Raw genomic sequence first — 16,124 nt, 5'->3', positions numbered from 1 at the left:
TCCATGTTAAACAGTGCATTTGAGCCTTGGCCAAGCTTTACCCAAGTAGAAGCCGATGCGGTGTCAAAAGTCCTATTATCCAATAAAGTAAATTATTGGACGGGTCAGGAATGCCGTGAATTCGAAAAGGAATTTGCACAGTTTGCAGGAACCAAACATGCAGTTGCCGTTGCCAATGGTACAGTGGCACTCGATTTAGCCCTCAAAGCTTTGGGTATTGGTGCAGGTGATGATGTGATTGTCACTTCACGGACTTTCTTGGCTTCAGCAAGTTCAATTGTCACCGCAGGTGCCAATCCTATTTTTGCTGATGTTGAACTGGATTCACAGAATATCTCACGCCGTACAATTGAAGCAGTCATCACTCCAAATACCAAAGCCATTATTTGTGTGCATTTGGCAGGTTGGATGTGTGATATGGACCCGATCATGCAATTGGCTGAGGAAAAAGGCATCTTCGTGATTGAAGACTGTGCCCAAGCACATGGCGCGATGTATAAAGGAAAATCGGCAGGTTCAATTGGTCATATTGGGGCGTGGTCATTCTGCCAAGACAAGATTATGACCACGGGTGGTGAAGGCGGTATGGTCACTACCAATGACGAGAGTCTGTGGAAAACAATGTGGTCGTATAAAGATCACGGTAAAAACTTTGATAGCGTGTATAACAAGCAACATCCACCGGGCTTCCGTTGGTTGCATGACTCATTTGGCACCAATTGGCGTATGATGGAAATGCAAGCTGTGATTGGTCGTCTGCAACTCAAACAAATGTCTGAATGGACGGCAAAACGTAATACTAATATGGCGCGTATCCAAGCCGTATTTGAAAGTAGCCCTTATTTTACCGTAGCGAAACCGTCAAACGATTATGTACATGCCGCTTATAAATGCTATGTGCAAGTCAATGTTGATGCTTTACCCGACGGCTGGTCACGTGACCGCATCATGGCGGAAATTTCATCTCAAGCTGTTCCATGCTTTAGCGGTTCATGCTCAGAAGTGTATTTAGAAAAAGCCTTTGATGGCACAGCGTGGCGTCCAAAACAATCATTGCCACAAGCAAAACAACTCGGTGAAAGCAGTTTGATGTTCCTTGTACATCCAACATTGTCGGATGCCAGCATGCAAAAAACAGTGGATGCTATTACGCAAGTCATCGCAAAAATCTAAACCTGAAAAGCGCGTATAATATTAGGCGCGAATATTCCCTTGACCTGATTCGAGCACGTTGTGAAAGACTTTATCCGTTCTATAGCATCATTACCGCGTCGCCAAAAACAAATCGTTTTGGTGCTGATGGATATCTGTGTTTTACCGTTGATGATGTGGCTTGCCTATGCCATCCGTTTGGCCCGTCCAAATGTCACGGTGATGCAAGGACTTGAAGTTTGGTATATCTATGTGGCGATCTTTGGCGTATCGGTTTTTGCTTTGCTGGGGATTTACCGTGCCATTGTGCGCTCATTTAACGAAGATTATTTACTACGTATTTCGATTGGCACATTCGTTCAAATTGTCGCTTTGTACGCCATTAAAAAATTAGATGTTGCCTTTATTCCGATGAGTATTCCGCTCATGTATGGCTTTATGCTGTTTTCATACATGTGGTGGAGCCGTGCCGTCATTCGCTACGCAACCCTCAAAACCTTCGCAAAAAAACAGAGCCGTAAACGCGTTGCAATTTATGGCGCAGGTTTAGCAGGTCAGCAAATTGCCGCAGCGCTAAACCGTTCAGATGATTATTTACCGGTGTGTTTTATCGATGATAAACGCTCTTTACAAGGGCAGTCATTAAGCGGTTTAAAGATTTATTCACCGAAAAAAGCGCAAGCGAAACTTGGGAAATTTGGTATTGAGGAAGTTTTATTGGCAATGCCTTCTGTCGGTCGAACCCGTAAAAAAGAGATCATTGAATCTTTTGATTCAGCAGATGTCAAAATTATGGAGTTGCCAGGGGTAACCCAGTTGGTCGATGGTCAAGTACAAGTCTCTGATATTCGTGAAGTAGATATCATTGATTTGCTTGGGCGCGATCCTGTACCGCCGAAACCTGAATTGTTAGAAAAGAATATTAAAAATAAAGTGGTCATGGTGACAGGGGCAGGAGGGTCGATTGGTTCTGAGTTATGCCGTCAGATCCTGAAGCATCAGCCGAAAATGCTGGTGCTGTTTGAAATGTCTGAATTTGCCTTGTACTCGATTGATCGAGAGTTACAAAACGCAGGTGTACAGGTTATTCCAATTCTGGGTTCTGTCACCAATCAGCCGAAGTTAGAGCGTATATTGCAACAGTATGCGGTACAAACGGTTTATCACGCGGCGGCTTATAAACATGTGCCTCTAGTGGAGGCTAATCCTTTTGAAGGTATTTATAATACGTCCATTGGCACACAGCGTAGTGTCGATGCCGCAGTGAATCAAAATGTTGAAACTTTTGTTTTAATTTCAACTGATAAAGCTGTGCGTCCAACCAATGTCATGGGTGCTTCTAAACGCATGGCAGAGCTGTATTGTCAGGGCTTGGCATCGACACATCCAAACACCCAAATCAGTATTGTCCGTTTTGGGAATGTATTAGGTTCTTCGGGATCTGTTGTTCCTTTGTTTAAAAAGCAGATTGCTCAAGGCGGGCCTGTTACAGTAACGCACCCAGAAGTCACGCGTTATTTTATGACGATTCCTGAAGCAGCTCAGCTCGTGATTCAAGCAGGTGCGATGGGGACAGGTGGTGATGTATTTCTGCTTGATATGGGTGAGCCAGTTAAAATAGTAGACTTAGCTAAACAAATGATTCGTTTGAGTGGTTTTCGAGCTGTCGATGAAAATGGGCTAGGTGATATTGAGATACAATTTACAGGTCTACGTCCGGGTGAAAAGTTATATGAAGAGTTGTTAATTGATGCTGAAAATGTTGAAAAAACGGATCATGAAAGGATTTTGAAATCGTTTGAAGAATTTATTGCTTATGTTGACATTTCAAACATATTTAAAGATTTAATGAGTTTAAATAATGAAGGGATTGAAACAAAAAAGTTGTATGAGTTTCTTTCTCATTATGTTGTTGGATTTAAAATATCCCAAATTTGAATGTATTAAAATAATTAAACATATCTAGCATGTTAATAGAATTTAAAAATTGGTAGAATAATACAGCAAGTTGCAGTTTTACACTAACATAGATAAATGAATTAAAGGGTTTTTCGTGAAAAAAGTTCTCATGGTATTTGGTACGAGACCAGAAGCCATAAAAATGGCACCTTTAGCTATAAAGTTGAAAGAAAATAATAATTTTTTTGAAACAAAGGTTTGTGTTACCGGTCAACACCGTCAAATGTTAGACCAAGTGTTAGAATTATTTAATTTAAAACCTGATTTTGATCTAAATTTGATGAAACCAGGTCAAACTTTATCTGACGTGACTTCTGGCGTACTTAAAGGGCTTGAAGGCGTTTTTGCTGAATGGTTGCCAGATGTAGTGCTCGTTCATGGCGATACAGCAACAACATTTGCAGCATCTTTAGCGGCGTATTATCACAAAGTGAAGATTGGTCATGTGGAAGCTGGGTTACGTACAGGTGATATTTACTCACCATGGCCAGAAGAAGCAAACCGTAAGCTAACTGGCTCACTTGCTAATTATCATTTTGCACCTACACAATCTTCTTATAATAATTTAATTAAAGAAAATATTAATCCAAATAATATTACTATTACGGGTAATACTGTAATTGATGCATTGCTGAATGTTAAAGAAAAAGTAGAAACTGATCACAAAGTTATTGCTGATTTTAAATCGCAATTTAGCTTTTTAGATCAAAGCAAAAAAATGATTCTAGTGACAGGCCACCGCCGTGAAAACTTTGGTCAAGGCTTTTTAAATATCTGCCAAGCTTTGGCAAATATTGCGAAAAAATATTCAGATGTACAAATTGTATATCCAGTACATTTAAATCCGAATGTGCAAAAACCTGTAAATGAGCTGTTATCTGGTATTTCAAACATTCATTTAATTGCACCGCAGGATTATCTGCCTTTTGTTTATTTAATGAATCATAGCTATTTAATTTTGACCGATTCTGGTGGTATTCAAGAAGAAGCACCTTCTTTAGGTAAGCCTGTATTGGTGATGCGTGATACGACTGAACGTCCAGAAGCAGTAGATGCAGGAACTGTAAAACTGGTAGGTACAGATGCTGTGATCATTGAAAAATCTGTCTCTGAATTACTTGAAGATACCGCGTTATACAACCAAATGGCAGAAGCCCATAACCCATATGGTGATGGCACATCTTGTCAACAAATTATTGAATTTTTAAAGAATAACTGAGTAAGTGTAAACTATATTATGAATAATAAATTTGAACATATTTGTGTCATTGGTTTGGGTTATATCGGCTTGCCGACTGCTGCGACATTTGCGGCGCATGGGATTAAAGTTACAGGTGTTGATGTGAATCAGCACGCAGTAGACATGATTAACCAAGGTAAAGTACATATTGTAGAACCTGATCTAGATGCGTTAGTTAAAGACGTAGTAGAAAAAGGCATGTTGTCTGCGCAAACCACACCTGTAAAAGCAGATGCTTATATTGTTGCAGTGCCTACGCCATTTAAAGATGATCATGAGCCTGATTTAAAATATATTGAAGCGGCATCAAAAGCACTTGCACCTTATTTGGCTAAAGGCAATTTGGTCATTTTAGAGTCTACTTCACCTGTCGGCGCAACTGAGCAAATGTCTGCATGGTTGAGCGAAGCACGTGCAGATTTAAGCTTTCCACAGCAAGAAGGCGAAGCATCTGATATCCGTGTTGCTCACTGTCCTGAACGTGTTCTTCCAGGTAAAGTATTGTTAGAGCTTATTAGCAATGACCGTATCATTGGTGGTATGACTGAATCATCTTCAGCTGCATCAAGCCAGTTATACAAAACTTTTGTAAAAGGTGAATGCATTGAAACCAATGCACGTACAGCCGAAATGTGTAAGCTAACAGAAAACTCTTTCCGTGACGTGAATATTGCATTTGCAAATGAATTGTCTGTAATTTGCGATAAGTTAGATATTAATGTATGGGAATTGATTGCGCTTGCAAACCGTCATCCGCGTGTCAATATCTTACAACCTGGGCCAGGCGTAGGCGGTCACTGTATTGCAGTTGATCCATGGTTTATTGTGGCTAAAACACCTGAGCAAGCGCGTTTAATCCGCACTGCACGTGAAGTAAACGATGCGAAGCCTGAATGGGTAATTGATCAGGTTAAAATTAAAATTGCTGAATTTTTGCAAGTAAATCCAGCTAAAACTATTAAAGATGTAACTGTTGCTTGCTACGGTTTGGCATTTAAACCAGATATTGATGACTTACGTGAAAGCCCAGCTTTGGAAATTACAAAGAAACTTGCGGAGCAGGGGCTAAATATCTTAGCTATTGAGCCTAATATTTGTGAGTTGCCAAAATCATTACCAGCAAATGTTAAGTTAATTGATGTGGAAGAAAGAGATACTGCAGATATTCATTTAATTTTAGTAGATCATAAACAGTTTAAGAGTAAATTTTTAAATTGTTTAGATAATGTTATTGATACTAAAGGTATTATAGATTAAATTTATGAGTTTTTTAAAAAAAACTATAAAATTCGGAAGTGGTGTAATACTAGCTCAGCTAATAACTGCTGCTAGTATTCCCTTATTATCTAGATTATATAAGCCAGAAGAATTTTCCTTATTTGGCATGTATTTTTCAATTGCAGCAATTTTAATGGTTTTTGTAACTTTGAAGCTGGAAAATACTTTACCAAAAGAAAAAAACATTGAAGATAAAATTCCTATAATATTGAATGTTGGATATTTAACATTTGTACCATTATGTCTATTTTGTGGATTTATTCTTTATATTATTAATGATGAATTTGATAGTGGTGATATATATTGGTCAATTTTAATCGTATTTGCGGCTTATACATTTAATATTTTTAATATTTTAAATATTTTAAATATAAGAGAAAATAAAATTTCTTTGTCAAATAAAGCTAGGGTGTTAAGAAGTGTTTTTTCAATTGTATTTCAAATAATTTTTATATTTTTAAAAGGTGGATTATTCATAGGTGAAACTTTAGGTAGGTTTTTAGGATTAGTATTTTTATCTAGAAAAAAATATTATTATTTAAAACTACATGAATCGATGGATCTTATAAAAAATCAAATAAATTATATTAAATATGTGATGACAGCAAGCTTTTTAAATACGTTAGGATTGAATTTGTACCCAATTGTAATTATGAAGTTTTATGATCCAATTTTAGTTGGTAAGTTTTTCTTTGTGCAAAAAATTTTGAGTGCTCCTGTTACTATAATAGCTCAATCAATTTCTGTAGTGATGTTAGGTGATTTCAGAAAAATCATTCAAACAGATAAGAAAGAATTAATCAAAAAACTTAATAAAATTACCTTTCTCTTTTTTATAGCAAGCATATTTTTATTTATAACAATTGGATTTTTATTGAAATATAGTGAAAGTTTTATATTTGGGCAAAGTTGGATTGGTATATATATTTATGTATTTATTCTATTACCATTTTTAGTTGGGCAAATTGCATTTTCTCCATTTTCACAGATGCTCGTTCTTGTGGGAGGGGAAAAATTTCAGGTGGTTTGGGATATGTTTAGATTAATTTTAGTTATTTTTTCTGTAGCTTACCCATTGCTTTTGGAAATTGAAAATTCTTTTATATGTTGTTTGTTGATATATTCAATAGCTAATTTTTTATTATATCTAATACATTATATCTTTTTGATTAAAAAGATTAAGGTTTATTGTCATGAGTAATCTTTTATTTGTTTTAAAAACTAGAAACTTAATGCAAGATCAAAGAGTTTTGAAGGAAATTAAATCGTTAAAGAAACAAGATGTTATAGTTGATGTTTATGCTGCAACAGATTATGAAATTGACCAAAAAAACATTAATTTCCCAGTAACTGAGATTAAAATTTTCGGTGGAGCTGCCCCAAGTAATATTTTTGTACGAATACTAGGCGTGTTGCATTTTTATGTGAAATTTATTTTTTACTTTTTAATTACTAAGGATAAGTATAGTAAAATTTGGATATGTGATCCTATAATGTTTGGTTTAGTGGTTCTAATAAAATTCATTTCACCTAAAGTTTTTGTAATATGGGATCATCATGAATTGCCACCTGATTGGTTTAGTGGTAATAAATTTTTAATATATTTATTTAAAATTGCATACAAAAAAAGTGATGTAATCATTCATTGTAATAACTCTAGAAAGGATTTTTTAGAGAGTAGGATTTTATTTAAACATTCAAAATGTTTTATCATTAACAATGTCCCTGAAAGTGTTGAAATAGAAGAAGAGAACTTAAGTTTAGATGCTGAACACTGGATAAAAGAAAATTTAGGAAAAATTGTATATTTACAAAATTGCCTACAAGAAGACCGAAATGGTTCTGTAGCAATTAAAGCAATTTTGGGGCAAGGCTATAAAGTATTTCATGCTGGAAATATTTCAGAATCGTATTTAACTGAAAATAAGATTGAGTTAAATGATGTTTATCTTGGTGGTTATTTATCATATAAACAAATAAACAGAATACTTAATAAAAGTCTATTCACAATAGTATTGTATAAAATGAATGCTACAAATCAAATTTATTGTGATCCCAATAGACTTTATCAAGCAATGAACTTAGGAATTCCTGTAATTGTTGGCAATAATCCTTCAATGGTGGAAATTTTAAGTCATTATAAGAATAAACTTATCTTAAGTGATGATGGTTCTAATCAAGATGAATTAGAGCAATCCATCGGTGTTTTTACAAAAGAAAAATATGAAAATCAAAGGATTCCAATGTCATGGAAACAATTTGATAGTGTTTTTTTAGAAATTGGCAAATAATTAAGAAGTGAAGATATGAATATGTCTAGTATTAATGTACTTGAATATAATAAAACAATATCAGCGATATCATTTTTTATTATATTCTGGGGGTATGTCATATATAATTTTATATTATTGTTCTTTAAAGTTCCTGCTTTTCTTGGTGGGTATTTTGGTTTTGTTTCAAGCCTGATTTTTATCTTTTATTTTCTATCTTTTAAATTTGTCTTAACTGATGTTTTAAATTCATCTAAATTTTTTGCTTTTTGTTCTGTATTCTGTTTTTTATTTGCTTTGGTAGCAAGTTTGGCTTCTTTGTTATATTCAGATTTGTATAACGCGTCAATTCAATCATTTGAAATGCTTGTTTATTGGTTTTCTTTTTTTATTTTAGGTTTTTACTTTCCATTTGTTGATAAAAGGAAATTAACAAAAGTATCTATTTTTTTGGTTTATTTGTTCTTGATTTATTCAGTGTATTACATATATTCTGAAAATAAATTTATGTTGCCTTTCGGTACTGGGGATATTGATAATGAAAATGTTTCTGGTTATCAGGGAATTTCAAGAAGTATCTTTATTGTTGGTCTACTGATTATTTCATTTTCAAAGAGAGATTGTTTTTTATATATTAATATTTGTGTGCTTACTTTTTTGTTATTTATAATTGGTTCTCGCTCTGAATTTTATGCCTACATATTGGCTATTATGGTTTACCATCTAGTTTTATCAATTAAAAAGAAATCAACATTTGTTGCATTGTGTTTGATTTTTACATTATTTGCATTTTTATTTTTTACAAATTACGAATTTATTAGTCAAAGTAGACAATTTAATATTTTTGATTTGAAGAGTGATGATTCATGGGTTCTGCGTGAACAAATGAAAGAATTGGCTTTAACGCAGCTGCATAATAGTCCATTATTTGGTCATTTTGGAGGGCATTTAGAGTTCTATAAAGGAGCTAATTACACAGGTTCTTATGTTCACAATATACTCTCTGGATATATTAATTATGGGCTTTTTTTTCTGATATTATTCTCTATAATGTGTTACCTTTCCTTTTTTTATTCATTAAATAGGGTGTATAAAAACCTAAACGACCAAGATTGGGTTTTTGCATTTTTAATAACTTTTGTTGTTGCTTTTCTGGTGAGTACTACAAAGCCTGTTTTTTGGACTGTAACCTATCTGTCTTGGGGGGTATTTATGGGTACTCTATATAAAAAAAGATTGATAGTTTCAAGTTGATATTAAAATTTGAGATTTTATATGAAGACTATATGTGTAATTAGTACTAACTGGTTGAAAGATGAAATTGCATTCAGAAACCACTTGTTAAGTATGATTAATGGGTTATTAAAAAAAGGATATTTTGTTAATTTAATATCTATGGATGAGTCGGACTATATTTTACTAGAGAATGTTAATTTTAAACATCACAAAATCCAATTTTTAAATACAAAAATATCTTCTTTTGTGAAACGTGGTGCATTAGAGGCAAAAATATCTCTTAATGCAATTAATAAAGCTAATGTGTTAAATTGTGATTATAATTTAGTTATGATTCCGTCGATGTTTTTATTGCATTTTTCTTTTCTTTTAAAAGGGAAAAATAATATATTGGATATTAGGGATTTAAGTTGGGAGTACTTGTCAGAGAAAAGTATTGTTAAAAGATTGGCGAAGAATTTTTTTAAGTTATTAGCTTCTTTAAATTTAAAAAATTTTTTTACAATAAATGTAAATAGTACACATGAATTGAATTATATTCTTGATCTTGGATTTTCTAAAAATTCAATTATTCAAGTTCAGAATGGTGTTTCTGAGGAGGTTTATTCTGAATTATCTCAACTTGTTGATAAGGATGAGATAACTAAACCCACGATAACCTATATTGGAAATGTTGGTCTGGCACAAGATCTTTCTACTTTTGTAGAAGCGAGTAAAGTTTTAAAAGATTGGAATTTTAACATAGTAGGTCATGGTACTGATTTTAATCGCATCCAATGTCTTGTAGATCAAAACCAAGAAAATATAAAATTTTGGGGTCAGGTTGATTTTGTTAAAATCAAAGATCTTTATATTGCCTCGGATGTTTTATATGCTCAGCTTACACCAGAGTTTAGTGGTGCTATGCCTTCTAAACTATATGAATATATAGTCACTGGCCGTTATGTTATATATGGTGGGGTAGGTGAGGCTTGTAATAATTTAAAAAAATTTGAGAATGTTAGTATTATAGAACCGCTAAATTCAAATGTACTTGTTAATGAACTGATTAAACTAAAAAAGTCAAAAGCCTTTTTTGCTCACTCTGATAGAAATAAGTTGATGATTCAAAAGGAATTTGTTAGAGAAAATATAATTGATAATTTTATTGATTTTTTCGAATCTAAATTAAACTCATAATTTCTTTTTTATTTTTTTTAATTATAACGTTAAGATCAGTTTATAAGATTATGAGGTGGAGATTTTGAAAAGAATAGTAGATATATTAATAGCAGGTTTAGCTATTATTTGCTTATCGCCTATTTTTATATGGGTGGCCTTTAAAGTCCGTAAAAATTTAGGTTCGCCCGTATTTTTTTATCAGGAAAGACCAGGGCAAGATGCAAAAATTTTTAAAATGATTAAATTTAGGTCAATGCTTGATGCTGTTGATAAGTATGGTAATCCGCTGCCAGACGATCAGCGGATTACGCCATTTGGACATAAGTTGCGATCAACAAGCTTGGATGAAATGCCTCAGCTGATTAATGTCTTAAAAGGGGACATGAGCATCGTAGGTCCTCGTCCTCAAATGAAAGACTTTTTAGAGCACTATACACCGCATCAAATGCGTCGCCATGAAGTAAAACCAGGTATGACTGGCTTAGCTCAGGTTAGTGGTCGTAATAACCTTTCGTGGGAAGAGAAGTTTGAGCTTGATGTGCACTATGTAGAAAATCGATCTATTTTGGGAGATTTTAAAATTATGTTTAAAACAATTAAGGTTATGTTAAACAAAGAGGGAATTAATGCGCCTGATCAAGAGGTTGGTGCGGAAAGGTTTGTAGGTAGTATCAATAAAAAAGCTAAATAGTCTGTGCAATTATATATTTGAAAATGATTACTGAGATTTGATGGTTGCTCAGTTTATTAAATTGTGACAGGTTAAAGGTTTGACTTTTATTCAAGTTTAAAGCATATTTACCAGTAATTTGATGTTTTCGTGTTTAGAAAATTTATTAAATACTACTCTAAACGTGTTAAAACATGTGCGAATTCTAGAAAATCAACTTGAGTATTTTCAACATATTTTCCCTTACTTATTAAATTTATTTAATGCTATGTAGTGAGTAAGCACTTTGATTTTGTGTTTGGGATCAGAGTTTCGGTGCGGTTTTTCGGATAACCAAAATACATTTATTGAGTTGTGGTGGCTTCCTTCAATAGGGATTAGAATAAATCTGACGTGATAGTTGGGAGTAAAATCTACAATCTCAATGGATATACTTGAAAAGCGCGTCTAAAAAAGGGAGCATAAGCTCCCTTTTTTAGACTTTAAATTTTATTCCACCGTCACAGACTTCGCCAAGTTACGTGGCTGATCGACATCTGTTCCACGCAGCACTGCAACATGGTATGAGAGCAGTTGTACTGGAATGCTATACACAATCGGCGCCAAGATTTCATTCACACTTGGTACATAAACCACGTGTTGACGATCTTTCGCTTTGATGCCGCTATTTTCATCTGCAAAAACAAACAACTCACCACCACGTGCTTGAACTTCTTCCATATTCGATTTGAGTTTATCTAACATGTCATCTTGTGGAGCAAGAATCACCACAGGCATATCATTATCTACCAGTGCCAATGGACCATGTTTTAATTCACCAGCCGCATAACCTTCTGCGTGGATATATGAAATCTCTTTAAGTTTCAAAGCACCTTCAAGAGCGATAGGGAACTCAGTTCCACGACCCAAGAATAGGCAGTGATTTTTTTCAACAAATAATTCTGATAGACGTAGAATCTCAGCATTATTTTGTAAAGTATCTAAAATCACTTTCGGTGTATGCCAAAGCGCGGCAATAATTTCAGAGACACGGTCAGTTGAAATGCTTTGCTTAATTTGACCAATTTTCAATACCAATAGCATCAGTGCCGCAAGCTGTGTGGTAAAGGCTTTGGTCGAAGCAACACCAATTTCAGGGCCTGCGAGTGTCAACAAACTGTAGTTGGTTTCACGTACCATCGACGAGGTTGCCACGTTGCAAATGGTCATGGTAGTGATATTCAAACTTTTCGCTGCTGCACGCTTTTGCGTATCACGCAGTGCAGCTAAAGTATCGGCTGTTTCACCTGATTGAGAAATACAAACATACAGTGTGTTATTCACGATCACAGGCGAGCGATAACGGAACTCACTGGCAATTTCGACTTGGCAAGGCACATCAATCAGTTGTTCAAACCAATATTTAGCAATCATGCCGGCATGGTAGCTAGTACCACAAGCGATGATTTGCACTTGTTGAATTTGGCTGAAATCTTGAGCTGCATTGGCAAGGAAATCATCACGAAGCGCATTACCATTTAAGGCTTGTGAAATCGTTTGCTTAATCGCTTCAGGCTGCTCATAAATTTCTTTGAGCATATAGTGTTTATATTCACCTTTTGAAGCATTGCTTACAGTCGCATCAAGCTCTTTGATTGGTCGATTCACTAATTTACCATCGACGAATACTTCAATGGTATGACGTGTCAAACGTGCAATATCACCTTCTTCAAGGTAGATAAAACGGTTGGTAATCGGTAAAAGTGCCAATTGATCTGAGCTAATAAAGTTCTCGCCAATACCGACACCAATCACAAGAGGTGAACCTTCACGCACCGTGATTAATTCATCAGGATGGTCGGTATGTACGATACCCAGTGCATAAGCACCTTTGAGCTGAGGCACGACACTTTTAACCGCTTCCAAAAGACTCGGAGTGCTTTTTAAAGCGTCATTGACTAAATGCGCAACAACTTCTGTATCGGTTTGTGAGGTAAAAACATAACCAAGCGCTTCTAGATCATCTTTAAGCTTTTGATAGTTTTCAATAATACCGTTATGAACAACAGCCACATTGCCTGAAATATGCGGATGGGCATTATTTTCAGTTGGTTTACCATGGGTTGCCCAGCGCGTATGTGCAATACCGACCGAACCTGCGATATCTGCTTCTTCAACGGCTTGTTCAAGATTTGCAACTTTACCTACGCGACGTTCACGTAGAACGTGGCCTTTATTAATCAGCGCTAAACCTGCAGAGTCATAGCCACGATATTCAAGACGCTTTAAGCCTTCAATTAAAATATTGGTAATACTACGTTCTGCAACGCCACCGACAATACCGCACATAATTTAATCCTCTTATTTCTTCAATTTTTGTGGACGTTGATAGTTTTCTTTGGCAAATTGCTTCGAACGTTCTACCGCAAGGCTATTGTCTGCCACGTCACGTGTAATGGTTGAGCCAGCACCCACTGTTGCACCATGACCAATGGTGACAGGAGCGACTAATGAGCTATTTGAGCCGATGAAAGCTGAGTCACCGATAATGGTTTTAAATTTGTTTGCGCCATCATAGTTGCAGGTAATGGTGCCTGCGCCAATGTTTGAACCTGCACCGACTTCTGCATCACCTAAATAGGTAAAGTGGTTGGCTTTTGAGCCTAACCCGACAGTGGTATTTTTAACTTCAACAAAGTTACCAATATGCACTTCATTGGCCAATTTTGCGCCTGGGCGTAAACGTGTAAATGGACCGATTTGAGCGTCTTCACCAACAATGGCGCTGTCAAAAACGCTATATGGTTGAACTTTAGTGCCTGCTGCAATCTTGGTGTTTTTAATCACACAACCTGCACCAATTTCAACGTTATCACCGAGTTCAACATCACCTTCAATAATCACGTTGATATCGATACGGACATCTTGACCAACAGTCAATGTGCCACGTAAGTCGAAACGTGCAGGATCAATCAGGTGAACGCCTTGTTGCATCAGTTGTTTAGCTTGGAATACTTGAAATTCACGTTCAAGGGCTGCCAATTGTACGCGGTCATTGACACCTTCCACTTCGAAAGCACGTTCTGGTTCAACAGATGCCACTTCGAGACCGTCTGCAATCGCCATGGCAACGATATCGGTCAGGTAATATTCACCTTGCGCATTATTATTGCTTAATTTTGGCAACCATTCGTGCAATTTAGCATTACTTACGGCATAAATACCGGTATTAAATTCTTTGATTTTACGTTGTTCTTCAGAGGCATCTTTGTGTTCAACAATGGCTTGAATTTTGCCATTTTCACGTACAATACGACCATAACCTGTCGCATCATTAACCGTTAAGGTTACTAAACCAATGCCAGTCTGAGTCGAAACATCCAGTAGTTTTTGTAATGTTGCTTCAGTGATGCAAGGTACATCACCCGAGAGAATCAAAGAAATACCGGTTTTTGCTAGGACAGGCAGAGTCACTTTGACTGCATGGCCTGTACCCAATTGTTCTGCTTGTTCAACCCATTTGACATTTTCATGTGCAAACGCGTTTTGAACCAATTCACCGCCATGCCCATAAATGGTAATTATTTCTTCTGCATTTAGTTTTTTCGCCGTGTTGATGACATGGCCAAGTAGGGGTTGTCCTGCGAGTGGTTGTAATACTTTGGGTAAACGAGAACGCATACGTGTCCCTTTACCTGCAGCAAGAATAATAACGCTAGTAGACATGTTTAATCCTAGGTGTTTCTATTACATAGACAAAATATAAAAATAAATACAGATGCAAAGCGCGGCCCAAAGACCTGCAATGATGTCGTCGAACATGATGCCAAAGCCACCACCGACTTGACGGTCAATGACACGAATTGGCCACGGTTTCCAGACATCAAATAAACGGAATAAAGCAAAACCAATCAATGCCCAAGTCCAGCTCATTTGCCCAAGATATAAAATCGGGAGGAAGGTAATGGACTGACCGGCAAATTCATCCCATACGATGCGGCCATCGTCATGGACACCCATGACTTTGGCGGTTTGACCACAAATATAGATCCCAATAATCGACATGAGGATCATGACTATAATGGAGTTGAAAAAGCCGATTGCAAGCCAACCTGGAATAAACAACAAAGCAAAAGCAGAGCCAAAGGTACCCGGTGCTTTGGGTGCAAGACCCGAGCCAAATCCCACGCCACAAAAGGCGATGACTCGGTTAAACCAAGACATGGATTTAAAGTTAATGGCTGGCTTATGCAAAATGCTGGTATCCCTTAAATTTTATGACTTGGTCAACACCGTGATTGTTATAACGGATTCCCAAATTTGGGGTGATTTGACCGATTTTACTAATGTTTACATCTAATTCTAGTTGCAGAAGCTTTTTATAATTCTGCGGACTTATTGTAAAGCATAACTCATAGTCATCTCCACCCGCGAGGGCGTATTGCCACTGCTTTTCTTGTTGTAATTGTTTTACATCGTGATCGATAGGAAGTTGATCTAATTCAATTTCTGCACCGACGTGTGAAGCAGCGAGGATATGTCCTAAATCTTGTGCGAGCCCATCAGAGACATCAATCATACTGTTGGCTAAGCCTTTTAGCTGTTGGCCCAGTAAGCAACGTGGCATTGGATAGTCCAAGCGCTTTTGTAATTGGTGGCCCAAATGTTTTAAGCCAAATGCAGCATCACCGACTTGTCCGCTGACGCAGATATAATCACCAATTTTGGCGCCTGAACGTGGGACAGCCTGTCCTGATTCTACCCAGCCGAGGGCTGTGACTGAAATCGTTAAATGTGGACTTTGTGTGGTATCACCACCGATTAAACTCACACCAAATTGATCGCAACAATCATATAAACCCTGACTAAAGCCTTTGAGCCAGTCATGATCAATTTGGGGTAGGCTCAATGCCAATAAAATACTGTGTGGTTTGGCACCCATTGCAGCAATGTCAGAGAGGTTGACAGCAACAGATTTCCAGCCGATGGCATGTGGTTTTGTGTCGAGAGGGAAGTGACGTCCAGCAACCAGTGTATCAGCACAGATGACCAATTGTTGCTGTGGAGGAGGGGTGAGCAAGGCTGAGTCATCACCGACCCCTAAATCGACAGAATTAATATTCTGACGATTAAAATAGGTATCAATGATCGAGAACTCAGCCATACAACGTACTACTTA

The 16,124-nt window shown here is 36.4% G+C and carries 13 protein-coding genes; 9 read left to right on the top strand and 4 right to left on the bottom strand.

Annotation, left to right across the window (positions count from 1 at the left end):
• Positions 1–3: 3 nt before the first annotated feature.
• The 9 genes from FTV37_RS06585 (at position 4) to FTV37_RS06545 (ending at position 10,987) form a co-directional block, all read left to right on the top strand.
• Positions 4–1,173, top strand: a complete 1,170-nt coding sequence (locus FTV37_RS06585; protein WP_180063329.1) for a DegT/DnrJ/EryC1/StrS aminotransferase family protein — start codon at positions 4–6, stop codon at positions 1,171–1,173.
• 60 nt (positions 1,174–1,233) lie between these two features.
• The gene (locus tag FTV37_RS06580) at positions 1,234–3,090 is read left to right on the top strand and encodes a nucleoside-diphosphate sugar epimerase/dehydratase (protein WP_180063328.1); all 1,857 of its coding nucleotides are present in this window, start codon (positions 1,234–1,236) and stop codon (positions 3,088–3,090) included.
• 115 nt (positions 3,091–3,205) lie between these two features.
• Entirely contained in the window at positions 3,206–4,330 is a 1,125-nt protein-coding gene (gene wecB / locus FTV37_RS06575) for a non-hydrolyzing UDP-N-acetylglucosamine 2-epimerase (RefSeq protein WP_180063327.1), read from the top strand.
• A gap of 18 nt (positions 4,331–4,348) precedes the next feature.
• Positions 4,349–5,608, top strand: a complete 1,260-nt coding sequence (gene wecC, locus FTV37_RS06570) for a UDP-N-acetyl-D-mannosamine dehydrogenase (protein ID WP_180063326.1) — start codon at positions 4,349–4,351, stop codon at positions 5,606–5,608.
• 4 nt (positions 5,609–5,612) lie between these two features.
• A complete protein-coding gene (locus FTV37_RS06565) occupies positions 5,613–6,830 on the top strand; it encodes a lipopolysaccharide biosynthesis protein (RefSeq protein ID WP_180063325.1) in 1,218 nt (405 codons plus the stop codon).
• Positions 6,823–7,920 carry a glycosyl transferase family 1 gene (locus tag FTV37_RS06560; protein WP_180063324.1) on the top strand — a complete coding sequence of 366 codons (1,098 nt, stop codon included), beginning with the start codon at positions 6,823–6,825 and terminating at the stop codon, positions 7,918–7,920. The genes FTV37_RS06565 and FTV37_RS06560 overlap by 8 nt, the downstream gene beginning before the upstream one ends.
• A 21-nt stretch (positions 7,921–7,941) precedes the next feature.
• Positions 7,942–9,153 carry a hypothetical protein gene (locus tag FTV37_RS06555; RefSeq protein ID WP_180063323.1) on the top strand — a complete coding sequence of 404 codons (1,212 nt, stop codon included), beginning with the start codon at positions 7,942–7,944 and terminating at the stop codon, positions 9,151–9,153.
• A gap of 21 nt (positions 9,154–9,174) precedes the next feature.
• On the top strand, positions 9,175–10,314 hold the full coding sequence (locus tag FTV37_RS06550) for a glycosyltransferase (protein ID WP_180063322.1): 1,140 nt from the start codon (positions 9,175–9,177) through the stop codon (positions 10,312–10,314).
• Between the two features lie 61 nt (positions 10,315–10,375).
• Positions 10,376–10,987 carry a sugar transferase gene (locus FTV37_RS06545; protein WP_373683560.1) on the top strand — a complete coding sequence of 204 codons (612 nt, stop codon included), beginning with the start codon at positions 10,376–10,378 and terminating at the stop codon, positions 10,985–10,987.
• A 468-nt stretch (positions 10,988–11,455) separates the two neighbouring features.
• Here the strand turns inward: FTV37_RS06545 and glmS are convergent, their stop codons facing one another.
• Genes glmS through thiL form a run of 4 tightly spaced genes read right to left on the bottom strand, consistent with a single transcriptional unit; the run spans position 11,456 to position 16,109 of the window.
• Positions 11,456–13,294 carry a glutamine--fructose-6-phosphate transaminase (isomerizing) gene (gene glmS, locus FTV37_RS06540; protein WP_168378860.1) on the bottom strand — a complete coding sequence of 613 codons (1,839 nt, stop codon included), beginning with the start codon at positions 13,292–13,294 and terminating at the stop codon, positions 11,456–11,458.
• 12 nt (positions 13,295–13,306) lie between these two features.
• Positions 13,307–14,671 (bottom strand): bifunctional UDP-N-acetylglucosamine diphosphorylase/glucosamine-1-phosphate N-acetyltransferase GlmU, encoded by a 1,365-nt coding sequence (glmU, locus tag FTV37_RS06535; RefSeq protein ID WP_180063320.1) that lies wholly within the window; start codon positions 14,669–14,671, stop codon positions 13,307–13,309.
• A gap of 21 nt (positions 14,672–14,692) precedes the next feature.
• Positions 14,693–15,169, bottom strand: coding sequence for a phosphatidylglycerophosphatase A (locus FTV37_RS06530; RefSeq protein ID WP_180003656.1), 477 nt, complete (start codon positions 15,167–15,169; stop codon positions 14,693–14,695).
• Between the two features lie 22 nt (positions 15,170–15,191).
• Positions 15,192–16,109, bottom strand: coding sequence for a thiamine-phosphate kinase (gene thiL / locus FTV37_RS06525; RefSeq protein WP_180063319.1), 918 nt, complete (start codon positions 16,107–16,109; stop codon positions 15,192–15,194).
• Positions 16,110–16,124: the final 15 nt, after the last annotated feature.

Origin of the sequence: Acinetobacter sp. YH16042 (genome assembly GCF_013417245.1) — a bacterium.
Taxonomy (GTDB): Bacteria; Pseudomonadota; Gammaproteobacteria; order Pseudomonadales; family Moraxellaceae; genus Acinetobacter; species Acinetobacter amyesii.
The sequence above is the reverse complement of the archived record's forward strand: the minus strand, read 5'-3'. Positions and strand labels throughout refer to the sequence as shown.